This window comes from Arthrobacter methylotrophus, from assembly GCF_039539965.1.
Classification (GTDB): domain Bacteria; phylum Actinomycetota; class Actinomycetes; order Actinomycetales; family Micrococcaceae; genus Arthrobacter; species Arthrobacter methylotrophus.
In genome coordinates this window covers 2,634,520-2,654,533 of record NZ_BAABED010000001.1, presented here as the reverse complement: position 1 = coordinate 2,654,533, position 20,014 = coordinate 2,634,520, and the positions used below count along the sequence as shown (strand labels likewise).

The following is a 20,014-nucleotide window of genomic DNA, read 5'->3' as shown; positions in this document are numbered from 1 at the left end:
GACTTTCATCATCAAGCAAGTTGCCTTGCTCTGGTGGGCGATACTGGGATCGAACCAGTGACCTCTTCCGTGTCAGGGAAGCGCGCTACCGCTGCGCCAATCGCCCGGATCGGCGTGAGCCGACCGGCCCGTTGCCGGGACGTGGAAAACAAGAGCGGACGACGAGATTCGAACTCGCGACATCCACCTTGGCAAGGTGGTGCTCTACCAGCTGAGCTACGTCCGCACATGATGGCCGTACCGGCCGAACCGGACTTTCATCATCAAGCAAGTTGCCTTGCTCTGGTGGGCGATACTGGGATCGAACCAGTGACCTCTTCCGTGTCAGGGAAGCGCGCTACCGCTGCGCCAATCGCCCAAATGCAATCCGGCCTGGACCGGAAACCAAGGTTTTCACCGAGGTGGGTACGGGATTCGAACCCGTGTATACGGCTTTGCAGGCCGCTGCCTCGCCTCTCGGCCAACCCACCGTGTAAGCACGATTCCTGGAGTTCCAAGAAGTTCATGCCGTGACAGTGTCCTGCGAGCGGACGACGAGATTCGAACTCGCGACATCCACCTTGGCAAGGTGGTGCTCTACCAGCTGAGCTACGTCCGCATAGCCTTATTCGGCGGCCTGCCCGCAAGGGACATTCCGTCGCTTTCCGACGAGTAAAAACTCTATAGGAGGTTCGGGGAAACTCCAAATCGATCTGTCCGAATGGTCGGCAATGGGCGTAAGTTCCTTGAATCGGCGCGGATTTTGCGAGTTACACCCATGTGATTCGCTTCCGGTATTACGGAGTTCGCCGGGTCTCCTGGTCGCTATTCCGTATGGCATCATTCCGTATGGCATCCCGATTTTTGAATTCCGGCATGGGTCGGTTAGTCTTCTTGTGCACGGGCGATTGGCGCAGTGGTAGCGCGCTTCGTTCACACCGAAGAGGTCACTGGTTCGAACCCAGTATCGCCCACCAAGAAGGAGCCCTTCCGGCCGCAGAAATTTCCGGCCGGAAGGGCTCCTTTGCGCTGCCTGGATGCTGTCGGTCCGGATGCTGTCGGCTAGTGCGAGCCTCCCGCGCCGCCCGGCATGCCGGCCTTGATCAGGTCCATCACCGACGAGTCCGCCAGGGTAGTGACATCTCCAATCGGCCGGTCCTGTGCGACGTCTTTGAGCAGCCGTCGCATGATCTTGCCGGACCGGGTCTTGGGAAGCTCGGCCACCACCATGATTTGTCGGGGCCGAGCGATCTTGCCGATTTCCTTGGCCACATGTTCACGAAGCTCCTGCACGACCTCCGGACCGCCGTCGCCCGCCTCGCTGCGGAGGATGACGAAGGCGACGATGCCTTGCCCAGTGGTTTCGTCCGTAGCGCCGACGACGGCGGCTTCGGCGACTTTCGCATGGGAGACGAGGGCCGATTCGATTTCCGTGGTCGAAAGGCGGTGCCCTGCCACGTTCATCACATCGTCTACTCGTCCCATGAGCCAAATATCCCCGTCCTCGTCCTTTTTCGAGCCGTCGCCCGTAAAGTAGAGCCCCGGGAACCGTGACCAATACGTCTCGACGTAGCGGTCGTCGTCGCCCCAAATGGTGCGCAACATGGACGGCCAGGGTTCCCTCAGCACCAGGTAGCCGCCGGAACCGTTGGCGACCGATGCACCCGAGTCATCCACGACGTCGGCGACGACCCCCGGGAGGGCCTTCATCGCGGCGCCGGGCTTGCCTGCCGTGACTCCAGGGAGGGGACTGATCATGATCGACCCGGTCTCGGTCTGCCACCAGGTGTCCACCACAGGCGTCCGGCTGTGCCCGATGTTCTCCCGATACCACATGTACGCGGCAGGGTTGATCGGCTCGCCTACCGTGCCGATGACGCGCAGGCTCCCGAGGCTGTACTTGGCCGGTATCTGGGCGCCCCACTTCATGAACGTCCGGATAGCGGTCGGCGCGCAGTAGAGAATCGAGACCTTGTACTTGTCGATGATTTCCCACCAGCGGCCTTGGTGCGGCGTGTCAGGAGTGCCTTCGTAGAGCACGGAGGTGGCGCCGTTGGCCAGAGGCCCGTACACGATGTAGCTGTGCCCGGTCACCCAGCCGATGTCCGCGGCTGTCCAAAAGATATCGGACTCGGCTTTGAGATCGAACACGGCCCAGTGGGTATAGGCGCAGGCGGTCAAGTAGCCGCCGGTGGTGTGCAGAATGCCCTTGGGCTTGCCCGTGGTTCCCGAGGTGTACATCACGTACAGCGGATGTTCGGCGTCGAATGCCTCGGCTTGGTGATCGGCGGAAGCCAGCTCAACTGATTCGTGCCACCAGATATCGCGCCCCGGTGTCCAGCCGACCTCCTGGCCGGTGCGACGGACCACCAGGACGTTGCGGACGTCGGGACAGTCCAGCAGGGCCTCGTCAACGGCGGACTTCAGCCCGATAGCCTTGCCGCGGCGGTAGGCGCCATCGGAGGTTATGACAATCCGGGCATCGCAGTCGTGGATCCGCGTCCGGAGGGCGTCCGCGGAGAACCCGCCGAACACGACTGTGTGGGGGGCTCCTATTCGGGCGCAAGCCAGCATTGACACCACGGTTTCCGGAATCATCGGCATGTAGATGGCCACCCGGTCTCCAGCAGTGACGCCCAAATCGCTCAGGGTGTTCGCCGCCTGGCAGACCATGTGCGTGAGCTGGGCGTAGGTGATGGTACGGGTGTCTCCGCCTTCTCCTTCAAAGTAGTAGGCGACTTTGTCTCCGCGACCGGCGGCCACATGCCGGTCCAGGCAGTTATAGGCGGCATTGAGTTTGCCCCCGACGAACCATTTGGCGAATGGCGCGTTGGACCAGTCCAGGACTTCGGTCCATTTTTGCGACCAATCCAGCCGCTCCGCCTGGCGGGCCCAGAACGCCAGCCTGTCGTCGTCGGCCATGTCATAGTCCGACGACGTCGCGTTGGCCTCGGCGGAAAAGCCGGCTTCCGGGGGGAATCGCCGTTGTTCATGCAGCAGGTTCGCGAGGGTTTCATCCGATTCTGTCGGGTAGTCGGCCATCACCGGTCACCGTCGCCCCACCGGGAGCACGGTCCGCTTGAAGGTGGAGTTCGCGACGACCGCGAGGGAGCAGTACCAAGCAATGAGCGCCGTCACGAGGCCCAGCCAGCCGCCCAGCATCGTCATGCCGCTTGCCCCCGCGAAGGCGCCGATGAACAACGCGATGAACGTGAGGGTCAAGAAGACGAAGACCGCAAAGACGCCCAGGCTGACGCGCCACGAGGCAATGGTCATGTAGGCCGTAAAGATTGCCCAGGCCAGCAGGTAAAGGCCCACAGCCTTGCCAGCGTCGGCGGCGGGAAGGCTGGCTGCACTGAATTGGCTCAAGAACCAGAACGAGAGCCAGAACGCTCCGTACGAGCAGAAAGCGGTCGCACCGAAGACATTGCGGTTGGCAAACTCCCAGATACCTGCGCCGAATTGTGCGAGGCCGCCGTAAAAAAGTGCAAGTCCCAAGACAACGGGTTCGTCGGCTTTGACGATCAGGCCGGCATTAATGGCACTCAAGACGAACGTCGTCATTGCGAAAGCGCCCAAACCCAAAGCAGCCGGATCGGCAAATGGGGGGCTGGGGCTCGCCTGTGGAGAAATTACAGGGCCTTGGGCTGATAGGGGATTTGCAGCCCGGTGACCACTATCGGCCGGGACGGTTCCCGCGGCAGAACTAGATTCGACACTCATGGTACGACTCCTTGGTCGGCACCAGCTCCACTGCCGGTGACTTATATCAGAGTACACCTGAGTGTGCAAGTCGATATTGAAAAGTGCCGTGACGCAAATCACAATATACTCTGACGCAAATCACATATTGATTCTCAAGAAGGCGGACCGGCGCTGACCACGCGGTTCCGCCCGAGCGATTTGGCTTGGTAGAGGGCTGCGTCGGCGGCAGCAATCATTGCGGTGAGGCCGACGGCGCCGTGCTGGCTGGAGGTCACTCCATAACTCACCGTCGGAATCTGGAGATGGTCGAGACTCCCGGTTGCTGCCAAGGCACGGCTGATGTCGGCCGCGATGCTCTCGGCCCGCTCCTGGTTGGCTCCTGGTAGGAGCAGGATGAATTCTTCACCGCCGTAGCGTCCAACCAGGTCGGTGGACCGTACCGACTCAGTGCAGGCGGCAGCGAAGGCTTGTAGCGCGGCGTCACCGGCGGCATGGCCGTACTCGTCGTTGATCCCCTTGAAGTGGTCCAGGTCGGCCAAGACCAGGGAGGCGACGGAGTTTGTGGTGTGTAGTCGCTGAAGTTCCTTGGTGGCAAGGTCTATGAAAGTGCCACGGTTGAGGAGGCCGGTCAGGTTGTCGTGGGCAGCGCGTTCACTGAGCCGGTTGATCAACTGATCGTTACTGAGGGCTGTCATGCTGAAAGACACGGCAACCAGCAGTATCAACGTGACCAGACTGGCCATGGACGGGCCAAAGTACAGGCGGAAGTCCGGACCTGTCGGCCCTTCGACGAAATATACGGACAGGCGGCAGAAATAGTAAGCAGACAGGAATGCCGCGGCCAGGGCCATCGATTTGTGCACGTGGGAGTAGCTGGAATCCAGGCGCCAAAGATCGCGCGACGCCAGCCCGATGCCCAACGTCATGAAGCCCAGATAAACCAGGCCCCCGGACCACGTGTTGTGAGCAGGGCTTTCCAATATCGAGGCGAACGCCGTGACGCCACACGCCGCCGAAAACTGCCATTTTGGCGGCGGCAACATTCTTAGCGAGCGGGCGCCGGACCAGACACTGAACGCCCCACCCACCAAGAGGACATTCCCCGTCGGATTTGCCCAGAATTGCTGCGGCGTCCCATTGAAAAGAAAAGCCAGGTTCCCTGAAAGAAAGAAAAGGAGGGCAATGCACCACCATCCGCTGTACGGCGAGCGCGTGCGCCTGAACGATGCATAAAACAGAAGAAGCAGGGTGAGAGCGACCACGCCAAGAACCACGCGCAGTGTTGATACATCGAGGACCATTGTTCGCTCCCGTAGCCGAGGACGTGACCAATTATGGCATCGCGGGTCAAGAAAGCAGGATCGCCATGCATGAGTGCCCGATTAGTTACGAAGGGGACGGCGTGAGCGCGCCCTCATTGCGATGGAGGAGACCGAGCCGACGCGCCTTCTTGTCAGTGGTGTGTGAAAGAGTTTTCCCATGACAGATCCATTGCTTGCCCACGCTACCGAATATGGCCGGATGTATGCCCGGTCCACGGCCGAGTCCTTTTCGGTCCCTTCCATCACCACGGTGATCGGCCAGCAGGCCCACTCCCTGGACGGCTGGTTCGGTTATATGGGGGCCAGCAGCTTGGCAAAAGATCCGGAGCTTCCCCAGCATCTCTCCAGCCCCGCGAAGATGCGGCAGGCTGTCAACAAAGCCGCCAAGGCAGCGGAGGTTTACCGGGACGACGCCGCACGCCGCGGCGATCGAGTCCATAACTACTGCGAACAAGTGGCCATCCATGCCCTAGGACGCCCGCACCGAATGAAGGAAACGCGCGAAGAGCTAGCTTCAAACGGCGAAGAAGCCTTCGCGGACCGCTTCGATGAATGGTGGGAGTTATACCGGGTGGAGCCCATTGCACCCGAGATCACCGTGTGGAACTCAAGCGTCGGCTACGCCGGAACGCTGGACCTCGTGGCCAAAATCAACGGGAGGGTCTGTTTGATCGACTACAAGACCAAAGGCACCGCTCGTGATGGAACGGTGAAACCCCTTGACGACAAGGTGGTGATGCAACTCGTAGCCGGCATGAAGGCCGAGGAAAGCCTGGTGGATCCGGTGGCAGGGGAGTGGGAACCGTGGAAATACGGAGAGAACCCCGTCCTCCTTGCCGTGGCCATCGGCGAGACGGAAGTCCGTCCCCAGCGGGCCAATCCGGACGTCCTCAAGCACCATTGGTGGAAATTCTGCGCCTTGAAGCGGGTGTGGGAGATGTCTGCTGATGTTGCTGCGGCGGGTACGGCGCTGCTTGCTGTAGCTCCGCCGTCGTACACCGCCACAGCGGCGCCCGCAGGCTCAACTAAACTGGACTAGGCGCCCTTTTCCGGGCCCCGAAGTTTTGCCGATCGTGAGGAAAGACAGCACATGGCCATTTTGAGTATCCGTATCATCGGCGATCCCGTGCTCCGCACGGTTGCTGATCCAGTCACGGAATTCGGTCCTGAGCTCGCCAAACTTGTGTCGGACATGACGGAGACCATGGAAGACGTGGACGGTGCCGGGCTCGCCGCCCCGCAGGTTGGCGTGAGCCAAAGGGTATTCACGTACCGGATCGGCGGCGTGGAAGGCCACATCATCAACCCCGTGCTGGAGAACAGCGATGACTTCCAGCCGGACGAAGTGGAAGGCTGCCTCTCCATTCCGGGACTCGCTTTCCCGGTTAGCCGCCGCAGGACGACCCGGGCCACCGGAATGGATATCAACGGCAAACCCGTGTCGGTCGAGGCGGAGGGCATGCTCGCCCGCTGTTTCCAACACGAGACCGACCATTTGGACGGGGTCCTTTTCACTGACCGCCTCGAAGGCGAGGACCGCAAAGCCGCCCTCCGCGCCATCCGCGCGGCAAATTACCACTCCGTAACTGATCGGACCACCGCCAAGCGTGCCAACACGGTCGGATCCAGCTTCGGCAGTTTCGGGGCTGCCCAATGAGGGTGCTTTTTGCGGGCACCCCAGCCGTCGCCGTGCCTTCTCTGGACGCGCTGATCGATGCAGGCTTCGAGATCGTCGCGGTGCTGACCAGGCCGGATGCGCCTACCGGCCGCAAACGGATCCTGACGCCGTCGCCGGTGGCAGCCCGCGCAGCGGAACTAGGCATCGACATCATCCATGCGTCCAAGGTGGACCAAGAGACCACGGGGCGGATCGCTTCATACGCGCCCGACGTCGCGGCGATCGTGGCCTACGGAGGCCTCGTCCCCCAAGCCGCCCTCGGGATACCACGCCATGGCTGGATCAACCTCCACTTCTCCCTCCTCCCTGCGTGGCGCGGCGCCGCACCTGTGCAGCGATCCGTCATCGCAGGTGACGACATCACCGGAGCTGCGACCTTCCTCCTGGAAGAAGGACTCGACACCGGCCCCGTCTTCGGGACTTTAACGGAAACCGTTCGGCCCGACGACACTGCGGGGGATCTGCTGGAACGGCTCGCGCGCAGTGGCGCCATCCTACTCACCCAAACGCTTTCCGCCGTCGACGCCGGCCAAGCCGCCCCTCAGCCGCAGCAGGGAGACGTCTCGCTTGCTCCCAAACTGACACTCGACGACGGCCGGCTCGACTGGACCCAGCCGGCCCTGGCCCTCAACCGCAGGTCCCGCGGCGTCACGCCCGAACCCGGCGCCTGGACCATGCTCGACGGGCAACGGGTCAAGCTGGAACCCGTCGCCTTGCGCCCGGACACCCGCGACCTGGCACCCGGCCAAGTCCGGGTGGATGGCAAGAACGTTCTTGTGGGGACCGGCTCGCATGCAGTGCAGCTCGGACGGATCCAGCCTGCGGGCAAGAAGATGATGCCGCCGGCCGATTGGGCCCGTGGTTTGGCAACACCAGAAAGCGTGGAATTCGAATGAGTGAGTCCGGCCGGCGCGGCCCCAACAACAGCGGGAACCGGGACGGCGGCGGCCACGGAAACCGCGGTGCCCGCGGCGAAAGTAACCGCAACGCCCAAGGTCGCGAACGCAACAGGGGTCCGCAGCGGGGTTTCTCCACCAATGCACCGTCGCAGCGCACCCGGCGAGCGGATCCGGCACGATTGGTGGCCTTCGAAGTCTTACGTGCAGTCGCTTCAGAAGACGCCTACGCAAACCTTGTGCTGCCGTCACGGATCCGCCACCATCACCTCGACAAGCGCGACGCCGGATTCGCCACCGAGCTGGCCTACGGGGCTCTCCGCGGCCAGGGAACGTACGACGCCGTCCTCGCCGAGTGCGTCGACCGCCCGCTCGCCCAACTCGATCCGGCAGTGCTTGATGCGTTGCGCCTCGGCGCCCATCAGTTGCTCGCCATGCGCGTTCCTGCTCACGCCGCACTCGACCAGACGGTAGGGCTGGCCCGGGCAGTCATCGGAGCTGGCCCGTCGTCGCTGATCAATGCAGTGCTCCGACGAGTCACCGCGAGGACGCTGCCGGAGTGGCTCGACCACCTGCTGGAAAACGAGACCGACGAAACCAAGATCGCCTCCGTACGCTACGCGCACCCCGAATGGATTGTCAGGGCGTTGCGCCAGTCGCTCGTCATGCATGGCCGTCCCGCGAGCGAAATCACGGAACTCCTTGAAGCCGACAACGCAGCCCCCGTGGTGAACTTGGTGGCGCTGCCCGGCATCGGCACTCTTGATGAAGCCCTCGGGAACGGGGCCACACCCGGTGAACTCGTGATCGACTCAGCACTGTCCAGCGGCGGCGACCTCGGCCGCATGTCCTCCATCCGTGAAGGCACTACGCGCGTCCAGGACGTTGGGTCCCAATTGGTGGCCCGGGCCGTCGCGGCGGTGGACCTTGGACAGCTCGCCAAGGACGGTGAGAAGTGGCTGGACCTCTGCGCCGGTCCCGGCGGCAAAGCTGCGCTGCTGGCCGCCCTCGCTCATCAAGAAGGTGCAACTCTTTTGGCCAACGAACCCGCGGAACACCGGGCAAAGCTCGTGAGCCAAGCGCTCGCGGCAGTTCCCGCGAATGCCTGGACCGTGCGGGTGGGCGACGGGCGCGACGTCGGCGAGGAACAGCCGGAGACTTTCGACCGGGTGCTGGTTGACGTTCCCTGCAGCGGCCTTGGTGCACTGCGTCGCCGTCCTGAGTCGCGCTGGCGCAGGACTCCCAAAGACCTCGCCGATCTTGGTCCCTTGCAGCGTGACTTGCTCAAGTCGGCCATCGACGCCGTCAAACCGGGCGGCGTAGTGGCTTACGTGACCTGCTCGCCGCACCCGGCGGAAACCACCGCAGTCGTCAGCGACGTCCTGCGCAAGAGGACTGACCTGGAGCAGATCGACGCCGGAGCGGCGTTGGACGCTGTCAGCCTGACGGGCAACTTGGGTGCCGGGCACGAGTTGACGGCACAACTTTGGCCGCACGTGCATCAAACGGATGCGATGTTCCTGGCGCTCATCCGGAAGAAGCCTTAACCTTCAGCGACCTTCCCCGTCCGAAGGCCCCACCTGCCTAAGCTGGGGATTTCCCACAACTACGAGCGCCACCAACCCTGAGGGGACTGCCTTGACCGAGTGCTGCATCAACCCGAGCATCCTGTCCGCGGACTTCGTGAACCTGGAAGCCGAGCTGAAGAGAATCAACAATGCCGACGCCGTCCATGTCGATGTCATGGACAACCACTTTGTGCCAAACCTGACGCTCGGACTGCCGATTGTGGAGAGGATCCAGGCAGTGAGCCCGGTCCCGCTCGACGCCCATTTGATGATCGCCGACCCCGACCGCTGGGCGCCGGCCTACGCCGACGCGGGCGTCGCTTCCGTGACTTTCCATGCAGAGGCCGCGATGGCCCCCATTAAGCTTGCGCGTGAGCTCCGTGCTCGCGGTGCCAAGGCGGGTATGGCGCTTCGTCCGGCGACGCCGGTGGAACCGTATCTGGACATGCTTTCAGAGCTGGACATGCTACTCATCATGACTGTGGAACCGGGCTTCGGCGGGCAGTCCTTCCTGGATGTCACGTTGCCCAAGATCCGCCGGGCGCGTGCCGCGATCGACGGTTCCGGCATTGGCGTCGCCCTGCAGGTTGACGGCGGCGTCACCGAGGAGACCATTGTCCGGGCGGCAGAGGCCGGTGCAAATGTGTTCGTTGCCGGATCCGCCGTCTACGGCCATGAGGACCCCGCATCCGCTATTGAGCGGTTGCGGGCCGCGGGGTTGGCGGCAATGTGACAACAATGACGTAAATGTTTGCATCTTCGGCCGGGAATACATCGGCCAAGGCCCCAGTTGTGTCACAATAACAACACACATACGTGCTCCGGGGTCGGTGTAATTCCGAACCGGCGGTTATAGTCCGCGACCCGCGAGCCGTCGAGGTTCCTTCCAGGAACCACGACGGCGGACGGTTGAACTGGTGAAATTCCGGTACCGACAGTTAAAGTCTGGATGGGAGAAGCACGTACAGTCATGCTTCGGGCGCCCAGTGCGCCCCGCATAGCGCTGTCGTACCCCCCGGAGCCATCGCGGCATTCGAGGGAAGGAACGACATGGGCATTCTGCGATGGCTCTTCGAAGCACAGATTCCCGTAGCTGGATCTGTCATTGTGCTTCGCGAAGTGCCAGGCAATATCTCCGACTGGGCGATCTCCAAAGTGCGGATCGCAGGAGTCTTCTCATGAGCGAGGAGCTGAACCGGAACTTCTCGGACGCCGAGTCCGCAGCCATGGACGCTGCGCTGCACGTTGCTCTCCGGGGGCACCGCGGGGCCAATCCTTTGGTTGGAGCGGTTGTGCTCGGGCCCGGCGGAGAGCAGCTGGTCACGGGCTACCACCGCGGAGCGGGGAGCGCCCACGCCGAAGCCGATGCGATTGCGAAGGCGAAGGCGAGGGGGCTGGACCTGACCGGGACCACCATGGTGGTGACCTTGGAGCCCTGCAACCACTCCGGGCGCACCGGACCCTGTGCGCAAGCGATCATTGATGCCGGGATTTCGCGGGTGGTCTATGCCGTGGACGATCCCCATGATCCCGCTGCCGGAGGTGCCGGTACTTTGCGCGCTGCGGGTGTGGACGTGCAGTCCGGGTTAGCCGCGACGGAGGCCTTGAATCTAAACCGCGAATGGTTCCATGCGGTGGACGCCACGCGTCCGTTCGTCACACTCCACATCGCGCAGACCTTGGACAGCCGGATTGCGGCCACGGACGGGACGAGCCAATGGATCTCCAGCCCCGAGTCGCTGGCCGATAACCACGGATTGCGCCGCTTGATCGATGCGATCCTGGTTGGCACCGAAACTGTCCTCGTCGATAATCCGCGGCTGACGGCCCGGGAAGTGGATGGCCAGGAGTCGGCCAGCCAGCCGATCCGGGCCGTGATGGGATTGCGGGAGGTCCCGCCGGATGCCGCGGTGCGGGGGACTGACGGCAAGTTCATCCAGTTGCCAACCCGGGATCCTGCCGAAGCTTTGGGACTGCTGTTCGCCGAAGGCGTGCGGCATGTCATGGTGGAAGGCGGTTCCAGAATACTGAGTGCTTTCCTGGCCGCGGGCCTCGTCGACGAATTGATTGTCTATCTTGCGCCCACCCTTTTGGGTGCGGGTACACCGGCCTTGGGTGATCTGGGCATCTTCACCCTGGCGGATGCCCAGCAATGGAACTGGGACGATGCCGCCGGGGGTGCAGTCCATGCGTTGGGCCGCGACCTCCGGCTCCATCTGAGGTCCGGACCGAGCGACGGAAACAAACCCGCGTGGAAATCCCACGACGAACACCATGAACCATTCCAGGGCAAGGATGCCCCGGACAACACCACAGGAGGACACTGATGTTTACCGGAATCGTTGCTGAGCAAGGCACGGTCCTGTCCGTCGAGCGCGAGGGTGACGCTAGCGCCACGCTGCGCCTGACGGCCCCCAGCACCACCGAAGGGCTCGCCTTGGGCGGCTCGATTGCCGTCAACGGCGTATGCCTCACCGCTACGGAGCTGGACGGCCAGGAGTTCAGCGTCGATGTGATGGGCGAAACCCTTGACCGGACCACCATCGGTGAACTGGCGGCTGGCGACACGGTGAACCTGGAACGTTGCGTACAGGCCGGGGGCCGCTTGGACGGCCACGTCGTGCAGGGGCACGTCGACGGCGTCGGGCGGCTTCTTGAACGCGAGTCGCAGGGCAACTGGGACCGCCTCCGCTTCGGAGTGCCGGTTCCGCTGGCCCGGTATATCGCCGAAAAGGGATCGATCGCCGTCGACGGCGTTTCGCTCACCGTCACCGCCGTCAGCCCGGCTGACGAAGAGAACCCCTGGTTTGAGGTGGGCCTCATTCCCACCACCCTGGACGAAACGGGACTCGGAGCCAAGGCCACCGGTGGCCGCGTCAACCTCGAAGTGGACGTTCTCGCGAAGTACACCGAGCGGCTGTTGTCTTTCCGTGCTCCCGCAACTGCCGGGGAGGTTGCACTGTGAGCTCCGAGCACAACAGGAGTGCCACGGCGGTGCGCCAGGGACTTGATCCGGTTGAGAAGGCCGTGCAGGCCATGGCGGCCGGACGTCCCGTCATCGTGGTGGATAACGAGGACCGGGAAAACGAAGGCGACATCATCTTCGCCGCCGAGCACGCGACGCCCGCCCTCATGGGCTGGACTATCCGCTACACCTCGGGAGTCATCTGCGTTCCCCTCGAGGAGTCGCGGGCTGCCGCGCTGGCATTGCCGCCCATGGTCATGGTCAACGAAGACGCGAAAGGCACGGCCTACACGGTCTCTTGCGATGCCGCCGTGGGCGTGAGCACCGGTATTTCGGCCACGGACCGGGCATTGACGGCCCGAATTCTGGCCGATTCCAGCAGCACAGCCTCATCCATCACCCGTCCCGGGCATATTTTTCCGCTCCGGGCCGTTAAAGGGGGAGTGCGTGAACGCCCCGGACACACGGAAGCGGCAGTTGATCTTTGCCGGCTTGCGGGCCTGGCCCCAGTGGGTGTGATCGCCGAGTTGGTACATGACGATGGCGAAATGATGCGCTTGGACAGCCTCCGGGAGTTCGCGGCAGAGCATGGGTGCCCTCTGATTTCGATCGAGGACCTTGTGGCCTATCTGGCAGCGGCGGAGGGTGAAGACCAGGCCGTACTTCCGGCACGAAACGAGGAGCAGCGATGACTACAGCGACAACGCACGACGGCGGCACGGCCGCACGCACGCCTCACCCAGTGAGCGGCGGCCCGGTTGTCCAGCTACCCACTGCGTTCGGTGTGTTCGTGGCACAGGCCTGGACCGACCACGTGACCGGCGCTGAGCACTTGGCGGTCAGTTCGCCGAACACGCCGCGGGCGGGCAAAGCGCCGCTGGTGCGCCTGCACTCCGAGTGCCTGACAGGTGACGTCTTTGGTTCGTATCGCTGCGATTGCGGCGAACAGCTTGCCTACGCCCTTGAGCTGATCCGGGATGAAGGCGGTACGCTGCTCTACCTGCGTGGACAGGAGGGCCGTGGCATTGGCTTGGCCAATAAGATCAGGGCTTATGCACTCCAGGAAGCCGGATTCGACACGGTTGAGGCCAATGAACAACTGGGCCTCCCGATTGACGCCCGCTGCTACAAGGCCGCCGCCCAGATCCTTGCGGAACTTGGCCTTCACGAAATCCGGCTCCTGAGCAACAACCCGGACAAGCAAAACCGACTTGCCGCGGCCGGCGTGAAGGTTGTCGAGATGGTGCCTACCGAGGTCCCGTCTCGTGAGGAAAACCTCCGGTACCTGCAAACCAAGAAGGACCGCATGGACCACCGCCTCACCCTGGGCGATACTGAGCCAGCGGGTACCCATACTTCTTCCAGCACTTTCGAACTCGACCAAGACTGAACGGATCAACAAACACTCATGAGCGGACACGGCGCCCCCACCATTGACCTCACTACCTTCAAATCGGAGGAAACCCATCAGTTGAAACTCGCCATCGTGGCTGCTAGCTGGCACACCCAGATCATGGACGGGCTCCTCGACGGGGCGCTGCGAGCTGCGAAGGAAGCCGGCATCGCCGAGCCCACCGTGCTGCGCGTGCCTGGCTGCTTTGAGCTTCCCGTCGCGGCGGCACGGCTCGCACCGCATTTTGACGCGGTCGTGGCCCTCGGCGTCGTCATTCGCGGGGGTACACCGCACTTTGAATACGTGTGCCAGGCTGCCACCGTGGGCCTGACCGACGTCAGTGTCCGCACCGGCGTGCCGGTGGGCTTTGGTGTGCTGACCTGCGACACGGAACAGCAGGGGCTGGACCGCGCCGGGCTGGAAGGCTCGTCCGAGGACAAGGGCCACGAAGCGGTGACCGCAGCGCTCGCCGCGGCACTGACCCTGAAGCAGTTCTAGCAAACCAAGGAAAGGGATGTGGGCGTACCAAAGCGCATTGTGCGTTCGCTCACATCCCTTTCGTCATGCAATGCCTCGACAGGCGGTCTCCGGCTCGGAGCAAGTAGGCTGTAGGGCGTGAAGAATTTCGAGACGCTGTTCGCAGAACTGAGCGAAAAGGCAGCGACCCGTCCGGCAGGCTCCCGTACCGTCGCCGAATTGGACTCCGGAATCCACGGCATCGGCAAGAAGGTCGTGGAGGAAGCAGCCGAGGTCTGGATGGCTGCAGAGTATGAGTCCGATGAAGCCGCGGCCGAGGAAATCTCCCAGTTGCTCTACCACCTGCAGGTCCTGATGCTCGCCAAGGGTCTGAGCCTGGAAGACGTTTACAAGCATCTCTAGCCACGTCCGCTCCGTCTGCGGGACCCGAAGAGGTCTTGCCGGAGCCCAAGCGTGGCCCCCGTGCTGAAGCACAATGCCTGAAACTTCACCCTCCATACCTCAAGAAAGTCCCCTCATGCTGCGAGTAGCCGTCCCCAACAAGGGATCCTTGTCCGAAGCCGCCTCCGCGATGCTGTCCGAGGCGGGATACCGCCAGCGCCGCGATACCCGCGAACTGGTCATGATCGATCCTGACAACGACATTGAGTTCTTCTTCCTCCGCCCGCGCGACATCGCCGTGTATGTCGGCCAGGGAACGCTCGACGTCGGCATCACCGGCCGCGATCTCCTCTTGGACGCACAAGTCGAAGCGGAAGAGCTGCTTCCCCTTGGCTTCGCCGCCTCGACGTTCCGATTCGCCGGCCCCGTCGGGGACTTCTCCGGCGTCGACCAGCTTGAAGGCAAGCGCCTGGCCACCAGCTACGACGGCCTCCTGCGCGTTTACCTCGCCGAGCGCGGCGTCAAGGCCAAAGTCGTCCGTCTCGATGGCGCAGTGGAGTCCTCTGTGCGTCTCGGCGTCGCGGACGCCATTGCCGACGTCGTCGAAACCGGCAACACGCTCAAGGCCGCCGGCATGGAGATCTTCGGCGAGCCGATCCTTAAGTCCGAAGCCGTCCTGATCCGCCGCACAGGCGAAGGCGGCGCCGCAAACGGCACGGCGAAGGAGATCGAGGTCCTCATCCGTCGCCTGCAGGGCGTGCTCGTCGCACGTCAGTACGTGCTCATGGACTACGACATCCGCAAGGACCTCGTGGAAGAAGCTGCCACCCTCACACCGGGCCTCGAATCGCCCACCGTGTCCCCGCTGCGCGATTCCGATTGGGTGGCTGTCCGTTCCATGGTTCCGAAGAGGGAAACCAACCGGATCATGGACGAGCTGTACGACCTTGGCGCCCGCGCCATCCTGGTCAGCAGCATCCACGCCTGCCGCATCTGACAAGAGACAATTCCAGGGAGTAGCAATGGCTGTAGCAGTTCGGGTCATCCCCTGCCTAGATGTCGACGCCGGACGTGTGGTGAAGGGCGTCAACTTCGAAGGCCTTCGCGATGCCGGTGACCCCGTTGAGTTGGCGCACCGCTATGACAACGCCGGGGCGGACGAACTGACGTTCCTTGATGTCACGGCGTCCTCCGGCAATCGGGAAACCACGTTCGACGTCGTTCGGCGCACCGCTGAGGAAGTCTTCATTCCGTTGACCGTCGGTGGTGGCGTCCGCGGCGTGGCCGAAGTAGACAAGCTTCTGCGGTTCGGCGCTGACAAGGCCTCCATCAACACGGCCGCCGTGGCCCGTCCGGACGTCATCGACGAGATCACGCGCCACTTCGGATCGCAGGTGCTGGTTCTGTCGGTGGACGCCCGGCGGACAAGGCCAGGTTCGGAGCCCACGGCTTCCGGTTTCGAGGTGACCACCCACGGTGGACGCCAGGGCACCGGAATCGACGCCATCGCCTGGGCCAAGGAAGCCGCTGACCGCGGCGTGGGGGAGATCCTCCTCAATTCCATCGACGCCGACGGCACCAAGGACGGCTTTGACCTCGAACTCATCCGCCTGGTCCGCGCTGCGGTCCGCATCCCGATCATCGCTTCCGGGGGCGCGGGAGAACCGGCGCATTTCCCGCCGGCAGTTGAAGCAGGTGCCGACGCGGTCTTGGCGGCTTCCGTCTTCCATTTTGGCCCGGATGACATGATTGCCCGGGTCAAGGCGGCGATCCGCGAAGCAGGCTTCCTGGTCCGCTAGCTGGCTCCAGCCCAACTAACTCGCAGTTGTTGTCGTTTTGAGGGCTCAGAACGACAACAAGTGCGAGCTAGTTGGGCTTAAGGACGGTTAGAGGCCGACTTCGGCTGACTGGAGCAGCGCGACGGCGTCCGGCTGGCCTTCGAAGGTGACGAGGGCGTGATGCGTGCGGCCGTGGGCGTGCATCAGCAATTCACCGGGCTCGCCGACGATCGCGACGGACACGGGGGCGCGCTTGGCAACGTGGCGGGGACCCGTCGGGCGCACCAAGACGATGCCGAGGTCCACGCCGCGATAGAGAATGGCCGCGCGCTTAATCAATTCGTCCCACAAAGCGTCCGAGTATTCCTCGTCCAGCGCGCGGGGGGCCCAACGGTCTCCGGCCCGGCGAATGTCTTCCGTGTGCACAAAATATTCAATGAGGTTGGAGGATTCGTCGAGGGCCTTGATCTTCAGGGGAGACAAGGCCGGCGGTCCAGCGCGGAAAGTGTTCACCAACTCGGCGTAATCTTCCGTGGTCTTGAGCTTGGAGGCCAATTTGGCGGTGGCTTTGTCCGAGGCCTTGGCAAGGCTCTTGAGGAGCAGGCCGATGCCGACGGCCGCTTTGCGCTCCCTCAAGTACAGGTGCGCCGCGAGGTCTCTTGTCAGCCACCCTTCGCAGAGCGTGGGGGAGTCAGGTCCGGCCGCCAGGAGTGTTTCGGCCAGTACTTCGCGGGAGGGATCGACGAAATGCATCACTTGTGAAACTAGCACGAGACGCCCTCTGTTGCGCAGTGGAAGCGCCGCTGAATTTTGGCTCTCTAGGAGGCACTAGACTTGATCTGATGTCCGAGCAGTCAACACCCCCAGCCATGTCCACGGCAGCCTTTGCCGCGGAGCCCGCCGTCGAACCCGGAAGTCCGCTCCCGCAAGAGCTGGCAGCCGCGCTCAAGCGCGACTCGGCCGGCCTGGTGGCGGCCATCATCCAGCAGTTCGACACCGACGAAGTGTTGATGCTCGGCTGGATGGACGATGAGGCATTGCACCGCACCTTGACCACGGGACGCGTGACCTTCTTCTCCCGCTCCCGCCAGGAATACTGGCGCAAGGGAGACACCTCCGGGCACGTCCAGTTCGTGAAATCGGTGGCCCTGGACTGCGACGGCGATGCCCTCCTGGTCCGCGTCGACCAGGTAGGGGCGGCATGCCACACCGGTACGCGCACATGCTTCGATGACCGGAGCCTCGCCGCCGTGACAGGCGAGCGGGACTAGCCCACCACACACCATCCACTTGAGGAATCACAAGAAAAGGCGGAGAACACAAACCATGCAGGACCTTGGAATCATCAGCCCGGGCCTGGAGGAGTTCCGCGAACTCGCCGCGCACAACCGGGTCATCCCGGTCCGGCTCAGGGTACTGGCCGACGCCGAGACCCCCATCGGGCTTTACCGGAAGCTGGCCCAAGGCCAGCCCGGCACGTTCCTCCTTGAGTCGGCAGCCGTCGGCGGAGCATGGTCACGTTATTCCTTCATTGGTTCCCGTTCACGGGCCACTTTGACGAGCAAAGACGGGCAGGCCTACTGGATCGGCGAGCCTCCCGTCGGCGTGCCGGTCGACGGCAGCCCCGTCGACGCCGTCCGCGACACCATTGCGGCCCTGCAAACCGACCGCTTCCCGGACCTTCCTCCTTTCACCTCTGGTCTTGTCGGCTTCCTCGGTTGGGAAACCGTTCGGCACTGGGAGAAGCTGACCAGCCCCCCGGAGGATGACCTCCACCTGCCCGAACTGGCCCTGAACCTCGTCACGGACATGGCTGTCCACGACAACATGGACGGCACGGTCCTCCTGATTGCCAACGCGATCAACTTCGACAACAGCTCCGAACGCGTCGACGAAGCCTGGCACGACGCCGTCGCCCGGGTGAAGCGACTGCTCGACCAGATCAGCACGCCCGTGAGGCAGCCCGTGTCCGTGCTGCATTCCGAAGCACTCGACTTTGCCTCAAGCGTTCAGGAACGCTGGGACGAGCAGGAGTACCTGAACGCCATCGATCGCGGCAAGGAAGCGATCGTCGACGGTGAGGTGTTCCAGGTGGTCATCTCGCGCCGATTTGAAATGGAGTGCGCCGCGGACCCGCTGGACGTATACCGCGTGCTGCGCAACACCAACCCGAGCCCTTACATGTACCTCTTCAGCCTCGAGGATCCCGACGGCCGCGAATACACGATCGTCGGCTCTTCCCCGGAGGCACTCGTGACAGTGACGGGCAGCGAGGTCATCACGCACCCGATTGCCGGTTCGAGGCCCCGTGGCAAGACTGTTGAGGCCGACAAGGCCCTGGCCGCCGAGCTGCTCGCGGACCGGAAGGAACGCGCCGAACACTTGATGCTCGTGGATCTGTCCCGCAACGACCTTTCCAAGGTCTGCGTCGCAGGAACCGTCGACGTCACGCAGTTCATGGAGGTTGAACGCTTCAGCCACATCATGCATCTGGTGTCCACCGTGGTTGGCGAATTGGCTCCCGGCGCCAAGGCTTACGACGTGCTGAAGGCGACTTTCCCCGCCGGCACGCTTTCCGGTGCTCCGAAGCCGCGCGCACTCCGGCTACTGGACGAACTTGAACCGCACCGCCGGGGCATCTACGGGGGCGTCGTGGGTTACCTGGATTTCGCAGGAGACATGGACATGGCGATTGCTATCCGCTCGGCGTTGCTGCGCGAGGGCCGGGCCTACGTCCAGGCCGGCGGAGGGATCGTGGCCGATTCCCACAAGCCGTCCGAAGCGCTGGAGACAGTCAACAAGGCCGCGGCCCCGCTGCGAGCCGTGCACACCGCCGGATCGCTCCACAACATTTCCCCGGATGCCGTTTCCGCAGGGACCGTCGACGACGGGACGCCCACGCCGTGAGCGCCGCCAGGCCGCAGACGGCCACCACAAAGACTCCCGTGTGGGCGCGCAAGGCCAACGTCGTTCTCGCCATGGCAATCCTCGCGCTGGCCGTTTTCGGTACGACGACCCAGAGCTGGATCAACGTCCGGCTCGATCCCGCTGCGGCGGCGAATGCCGATCTTCACGTTCAGGGAAGCAAAGCGGCGACTGCGGTGACCGCACTCGCCCTCGTCGCCCTCGCCGGAGGGCTCGCGTCGTCTATCGCCGGCAGGATTTCGCGCTGGACTATTGCGACGATTCTTGTGTCTGCCTCGGCAGGCATCATTATCGCCGCTGTGACGGTCCTCGCCGACCCCCTCGGCGCGGCGCAAGGAACCATTGCGGCTACCACCGGCATTTCCGGCGGACGGGCGGCTGCGTCGTCCACCGTATTTCCCGTCCTCGCCGTCGTGGCTGCCGGCCTGCTGGCATTGTGTGGCGCTTTGCTGCCACTGGCAGGCCGTCGCTGGAAGACGCGCACCAAGTACGACGTCGCCAGCAGTGCGGTCAGTGCGGGTTCCGGACCCGTTGATGAGATCGACAGCTGGGACAGCCTCTCACGCGGAGAAGACCCCACGTAGGGCCGGCTGTCCGGAGCTCGGACGATGTCCCGGGCGCCGCCAATAAATGGCAGAATGTAAGCAGTATTCATCCTGAGGAGATTTTCACATGAGCAAAACCACAGTGTCCGCTAGCAAGGCCCCTGTGACCGCTGCGAGCCACAGCGACGCCATCGGCCACGGCAACAGCCCGGCCGCGTGGACATGCGTGATTGTCATGCTGGTCGGGGCACTCGTGTCCTCCGTCGCCTTTGTAATTGCCAGCACCCCCATCTTCATTGCCGGCATCGTCGTGATGGTGGTCGGCTTGATTGCGGGCTGGGCCATGCGCAAGGCGGGCTACGGCGTCGATGGCAGCAAACTGAAGAACGCCGGCCACTGACT

At 63.4% G+C, this 20,014-nt stretch carries 22 protein-coding genes, 6 tRNA genes and 1 riboswitch; of the genes, 19 read left to right on the top strand and 9 right to left on the bottom strand.

Translation table 11 applies throughout. The features are described 5' to 3' along the window. Window positions 1-31: 31 nt before the first annotated feature. The 5 genes from ABD884_RS14115 to ABD884_RS14095 form a co-directional block, all read right to left on the bottom strand. Window positions 32-106, bottom strand: a tRNA-Val gene (locus ABD884_RS14115). A 47-nt stretch (window positions 107-153) separates the two neighbouring features. Further along, window positions 154-226, bottom strand: a tRNA-Gly gene (locus ABD884_RS14110). 57 nt (window positions 227-283) lie between these two features. Beyond that, a tRNA-Val gene (locus tag ABD884_RS14105) sits at window positions 284-358 on the bottom strand. Window positions 359-399: 41 nt separating this feature from the next. After that, window positions 400-470: transfer RNA gene (locus tag ABD884_RS14100), tRNA-Cys, on the bottom strand. A gap of 55 nt (window positions 471-525) precedes the next feature. Continuing rightward, window positions 526-598, bottom strand: a tRNA-Gly gene (locus ABD884_RS14095). A gap of 283 nt (window positions 599-881) precedes the next feature. On the opposite strand from ABD884_RS14095, the gene ABD884_RS14090 reads away from it, so the two are divergent. Next, a tRNA-Val gene (locus ABD884_RS14090) sits at window positions 882-956 on the top strand. Between the two features lie 85 nt (window positions 957-1,041). Here the strand turns inward: ABD884_RS14090 and acs are convergent. The 3 genes from acs to ABD884_RS14075 form a co-directional block, all read right to left on the bottom strand. Next, on the bottom strand, window positions 1,042-3,021 hold the full coding sequence (acs, locus tag ABD884_RS14085) for an acetate--CoA ligase (RefSeq protein ID WP_345046793.1): 1,980 nt from the start codon (window positions 3,019-3,021) through the stop codon (window positions 1,042-1,044). A gap of 6 nt (window positions 3,022-3,027) precedes the next feature. After that, a complete protein-coding gene (locus tag ABD884_RS14080) occupies window positions 3,028-3,702 on the bottom strand; it encodes an acetate uptake transporter (protein ID WP_345046790.1) in 675 nt (224 codons plus the stop codon). A 134-nt stretch (window positions 3,703-3,836) separates the two neighbouring features. After that, window positions 3,837-4,985 carry a GGDEF domain-containing protein gene (locus tag ABD884_RS14075; RefSeq protein WP_345046787.1) on the bottom strand — a complete coding sequence of 383 codons (1,149 nt, stop codon included), beginning with the start codon at window positions 4,983-4,985 and terminating at the stop codon, window positions 3,837-3,839. Between the two features lie 178 nt (window positions 4,986-5,163). Between ABD884_RS14075 and ABD884_RS14070 the strand changes: the two genes are divergently transcribed. The 14 genes from ABD884_RS14070 (at window position 5,164) to hisF (ending at window position 16,163) form a co-directional block, all read left to right on the top strand. Next, a complete protein-coding gene (locus tag ABD884_RS14070) occupies window positions 5,164-6,045 on the top strand; it encodes a cytochrome (protein ID WP_345046782.1) in 882 nt (293 codons plus the stop codon). 51 nt (window positions 6,046-6,096) lie between these two features. Next, entirely contained in the window at window positions 6,097-6,663 is a 567-nt protein-coding gene (gene def / locus ABD884_RS14065) for a peptide deformylase (protein WP_345046779.1), read from the top strand. Further along, on the top strand, window positions 6,660-7,580 hold the full coding sequence (fmt, locus tag ABD884_RS14060) for a methionyl-tRNA formyltransferase (RefSeq protein WP_345046777.1): 921 nt from the start codon (window positions 6,660-6,662) through the stop codon (window positions 7,578-7,580). The genes def and fmt overlap by 4 nt, the downstream gene beginning before the upstream one ends. Then, window positions 7,577-9,127: an RsmB/NOP family class I SAM-dependent RNA methyltransferase gene (locus ABD884_RS14055; RefSeq protein WP_345046771.1), complete on the top strand. Its 1,551-nt coding sequence runs from the start codon at window positions 7,577-7,579 to the stop codon at window positions 9,125-9,127. Before fmt ends, ABD884_RS14055 begins: the two co-directional genes overlap by 4 nt. 91 nt (window positions 9,128-9,218) lie before the next feature. Next, window positions 9,219-9,881 carry a ribulose-phosphate 3-epimerase gene (gene rpe, locus ABD884_RS14050; RefSeq protein ID WP_028266814.1) on the top strand — a complete coding sequence of 221 codons (663 nt, stop codon included), beginning with the start codon at window positions 9,219-9,221 and terminating at the stop codon, window positions 9,879-9,881. Window positions 9,882-9,960: 79 nt separating this feature from the next. Next, a riboswitch (FMN riboswitch) is annotated at window positions 9,961-10,114 on the top strand. Window positions 10,115-10,198: 84 nt separating this feature from the next. Then, a complete protein-coding gene (locus ABD884_RS14045; RefSeq protein ID WP_345046761.1) occupies window positions 10,199-10,330 on the top strand; it encodes a hypothetical protein in 132 nt (43 codons plus the stop codon). Beyond that, complete coding sequence (gene ribD, locus ABD884_RS14040; RefSeq protein WP_345046758.1) at window positions 10,327-11,475, top strand: bifunctional diaminohydroxyphosphoribosylaminopyrimidine deaminase/5-amino-6-(5-phosphoribosylamino)uracil reductase RibD; 1,149 nt, start codon at window positions 10,327-10,329, stop codon at window positions 11,473-11,475. The genes ABD884_RS14045 and ribD overlap by 4 nt, the downstream gene beginning before the upstream one ends. Then, window positions 11,475-12,113 carry a riboflavin synthase gene (locus tag ABD884_RS14035; RefSeq protein WP_028266816.1) on the top strand — a complete coding sequence of 213 codons (639 nt, stop codon included), beginning with the start codon at window positions 11,475-11,477 and terminating at the stop codon, window positions 12,111-12,113. Before ribD ends, ABD884_RS14035 begins: the two co-directional genes overlap by 1 nt. A 71-nt stretch (window positions 12,114-12,184) precedes the next feature. Further along, complete coding sequence (gene ribB / locus ABD884_RS14030; RefSeq protein ID WP_376954744.1) at window positions 12,185-12,805, top strand: 3,4-dihydroxy-2-butanone-4-phosphate synthase; 621 nt, start codon at window positions 12,185-12,187, stop codon at window positions 12,803-12,805. After that, window positions 12,802-13,503 (top strand): GTP cyclohydrolase II, encoded by a 702-nt coding sequence (gene ribA, locus ABD884_RS14025; protein WP_345046752.1) that lies wholly within the window; start codon window positions 12,802-12,804, stop codon window positions 13,501-13,503. The genes ribB and ribA overlap by 4 nt, the downstream gene beginning before the upstream one ends. Window positions 13,504-13,521: 18 nt before the next feature. Continuing rightward, window positions 13,522-14,004: a 6,7-dimethyl-8-ribityllumazine synthase gene (gene ribH / locus ABD884_RS14020; protein WP_345046749.1), complete on the top strand. Its 483-nt coding sequence runs from the start codon at window positions 13,522-13,524 to the stop codon at window positions 14,002-14,004. 117 nt (window positions 14,005-14,121) lie between these two features. Further along, the gene (locus ABD884_RS14015) at window positions 14,122-14,385 is read left to right on the top strand and encodes a phosphoribosyl-ATP diphosphatase (RefSeq protein ID WP_018778638.1); all 264 of its coding nucleotides are present in this window, start codon (window positions 14,122-14,124) and stop codon (window positions 14,383-14,385) included. A 115-nt stretch (window positions 14,386-14,500) separates the two neighbouring features. Next, window positions 14,501-15,361, top strand: a complete 861-nt coding sequence (gene hisG, locus ABD884_RS14010) for an ATP phosphoribosyltransferase (protein WP_345046747.1) — start codon at window positions 14,501-14,503, stop codon at window positions 15,359-15,361. A 25-nt stretch (window positions 15,362-15,386) separates the two neighbouring features. Further along, on the top strand, window positions 15,387-16,163 hold the full coding sequence (gene hisF / locus ABD884_RS14005) for an imidazole glycerol phosphate synthase subunit HisF (RefSeq protein ID WP_345046746.1): 777 nt from the start codon (window positions 15,387-15,389) through the stop codon (window positions 16,161-16,163). 87 nt (window positions 16,164-16,250) lie between these two features. On the opposite strand, the gene ABD884_RS14000 is transcribed toward hisF, so the two are convergent. Further along, on the bottom strand, window positions 16,251-16,895 hold the full coding sequence (locus ABD884_RS14000; protein WP_028266822.1) for a TIGR03085 family metal-binding protein: 645 nt from the start codon (window positions 16,893-16,895) through the stop codon (window positions 16,251-16,253). Between the two features lie 89 nt (window positions 16,896-16,984). On the opposite strand from ABD884_RS14000, the gene hisI reads away from it, so the two are divergent. From hisI to ABD884_RS13980, 4 genes are all read left to right on the top strand, one after another. Continuing rightward, window positions 16,985-17,413, top strand: a complete 429-nt coding sequence (gene hisI / locus ABD884_RS13995; protein ID WP_345046743.1) for a phosphoribosyl-AMP cyclohydrolase — start codon at window positions 16,985-16,987, stop codon at window positions 17,411-17,413. Window positions 17,414-17,468: 55 nt separating this feature from the next. After that, on the top strand, window positions 17,469-19,049 hold the full coding sequence (locus tag ABD884_RS13990) for an anthranilate synthase component I (RefSeq protein WP_345046742.1): 1,581 nt from the start codon (window positions 17,469-17,471) through the stop codon (window positions 19,047-19,049). Beyond that, the gene (locus ABD884_RS13985) at window positions 19,046-19,651 is read left to right on the top strand and encodes a Trp biosynthesis-associated membrane protein (protein WP_345046738.1); all 606 of its coding nucleotides are present in this window, start codon (window positions 19,046-19,048) and stop codon (window positions 19,649-19,651) included. Before ABD884_RS13990 ends, ABD884_RS13985 begins: the two co-directional genes overlap by 4 nt. Before the next feature lie 88 nt (window positions 19,652-19,739). Further along, window positions 19,740-20,012, top strand: a complete 273-nt coding sequence (locus ABD884_RS13980) for an HGxxPAAW family protein (RefSeq protein WP_028266826.1) — start codon at window positions 19,740-19,742, stop codon at window positions 20,010-20,012. The last annotated feature ends 2 nt before the right edge of the window (window positions 20,013-20,014 follow it).

Coding starts and splice junctions, on each gene's coding strand:
- ABD884_RS14075 (WP_345046787.1), bottom strand. CDS start 4,985: ATGGTCCTCGATGTATCAACACTGCGCGTGGTTCTTGGCGTGGTCGCT.
- ABD884_RS14045 (WP_345046761.1), top strand. CDS start 10,199: ATGGGCATTCTGCGATGGCTCTTCGAAGCACAGATTCCCGTAGCTGGA.
- ribH (WP_345046749.1), top strand. CDS start 13,522: ATGAGCGGACACGGCGCCCCCACCATTGACCTCACTACCTTCAAATCG.
- ABD884_RS14070 (WP_345046782.1), top strand. CDS start 5,164: ATGACAGATCCATTGCTTGCCCACGCTACCGAATATGGCCGGATGTAT.
- ABD884_RS13990 (WP_345046742.1), top strand. CDS start 17,469: ATGCAGGACCTTGGAATCATCAGCCCGGGCCTGGAGGAGTTCCGCGAA.
- ABD884_RS14035 (WP_028266816.1), top strand. CDS start 11,475: ATGTTTACCGGAATCGTTGCTGAGCAAGGCACGGTCCTGTCCGTCGAG.
- ribD (WP_345046758.1), top strand. CDS start 10,327: ATGAGCGAGGAGCTGAACCGGAACTTCTCGGACGCCGAGTCCGCAGCC.
- ribB (WP_376954744.1), top strand. CDS start 12,185: ATGGCGGCCGGACGTCCCGTCATCGTGGTGGATAACGAGGACCGGGAA.
- fmt (WP_345046777.1), top strand. CDS start 6,660: ATGAGGGTGCTTTTTGCGGGCACCCCAGCCGTCGCCGTGCCTTCTCTG.
- hisF (WP_345046746.1), top strand. CDS start 15,387: ATGGCTGTAGCAGTTCGGGTCATCCCCTGCCTAGATGTCGACGCCGGA.
- ABD884_RS14055 (WP_345046771.1), top strand. CDS start 7,577: ATGAGTGAGTCCGGCCGGCGCGGCCCCAACAACAGCGGGAACCGGGAC.
- ABD884_RS13980 (WP_028266826.1), top strand. CDS start 19,740: ATGAGCAAAACCACAGTGTCCGCTAGCAAGGCCCCTGTGACCGCTGCG.
- ABD884_RS14080 (WP_345046790.1), bottom strand. CDS start 3,702: ATGAGTGTCGAATCTAGTTCTGCCGCGGGAACCGTCCCGGCCGATAGT.
- def (WP_345046779.1), top strand. CDS start 6,097: ATGGCCATTTTGAGTATCCGTATCATCGGCGATCCCGTGCTCCGCACG.
- ribA (WP_345046752.1), top strand. CDS start 12,802: ATGACTACAGCGACAACGCACGACGGCGGCACGGCCGCACGCACGCCT.
- ABD884_RS14000 (WP_028266822.1), bottom strand. CDS start 16,895: ATGCATTTCGTCGATCCCTCCCGCGAAGTACTGGCCGAAACACTCCTG.
- hisG (WP_345046747.1), top strand. CDS start 14,501: ATGCTGCGAGTAGCCGTCCCCAACAAGGGATCCTTGTCCGAAGCCGCC.
- hisI (WP_345046743.1), top strand. CDS start 16,985: ATGTCCGAGCAGTCAACACCCCCAGCCATGTCCACGGCAGCCTTTGCC.
- acs (WP_345046793.1), bottom strand. CDS start 3,021: ATGGCCGACTACCCGACAGAATCGGATGAAACCCTCGCGAACCTGCTG.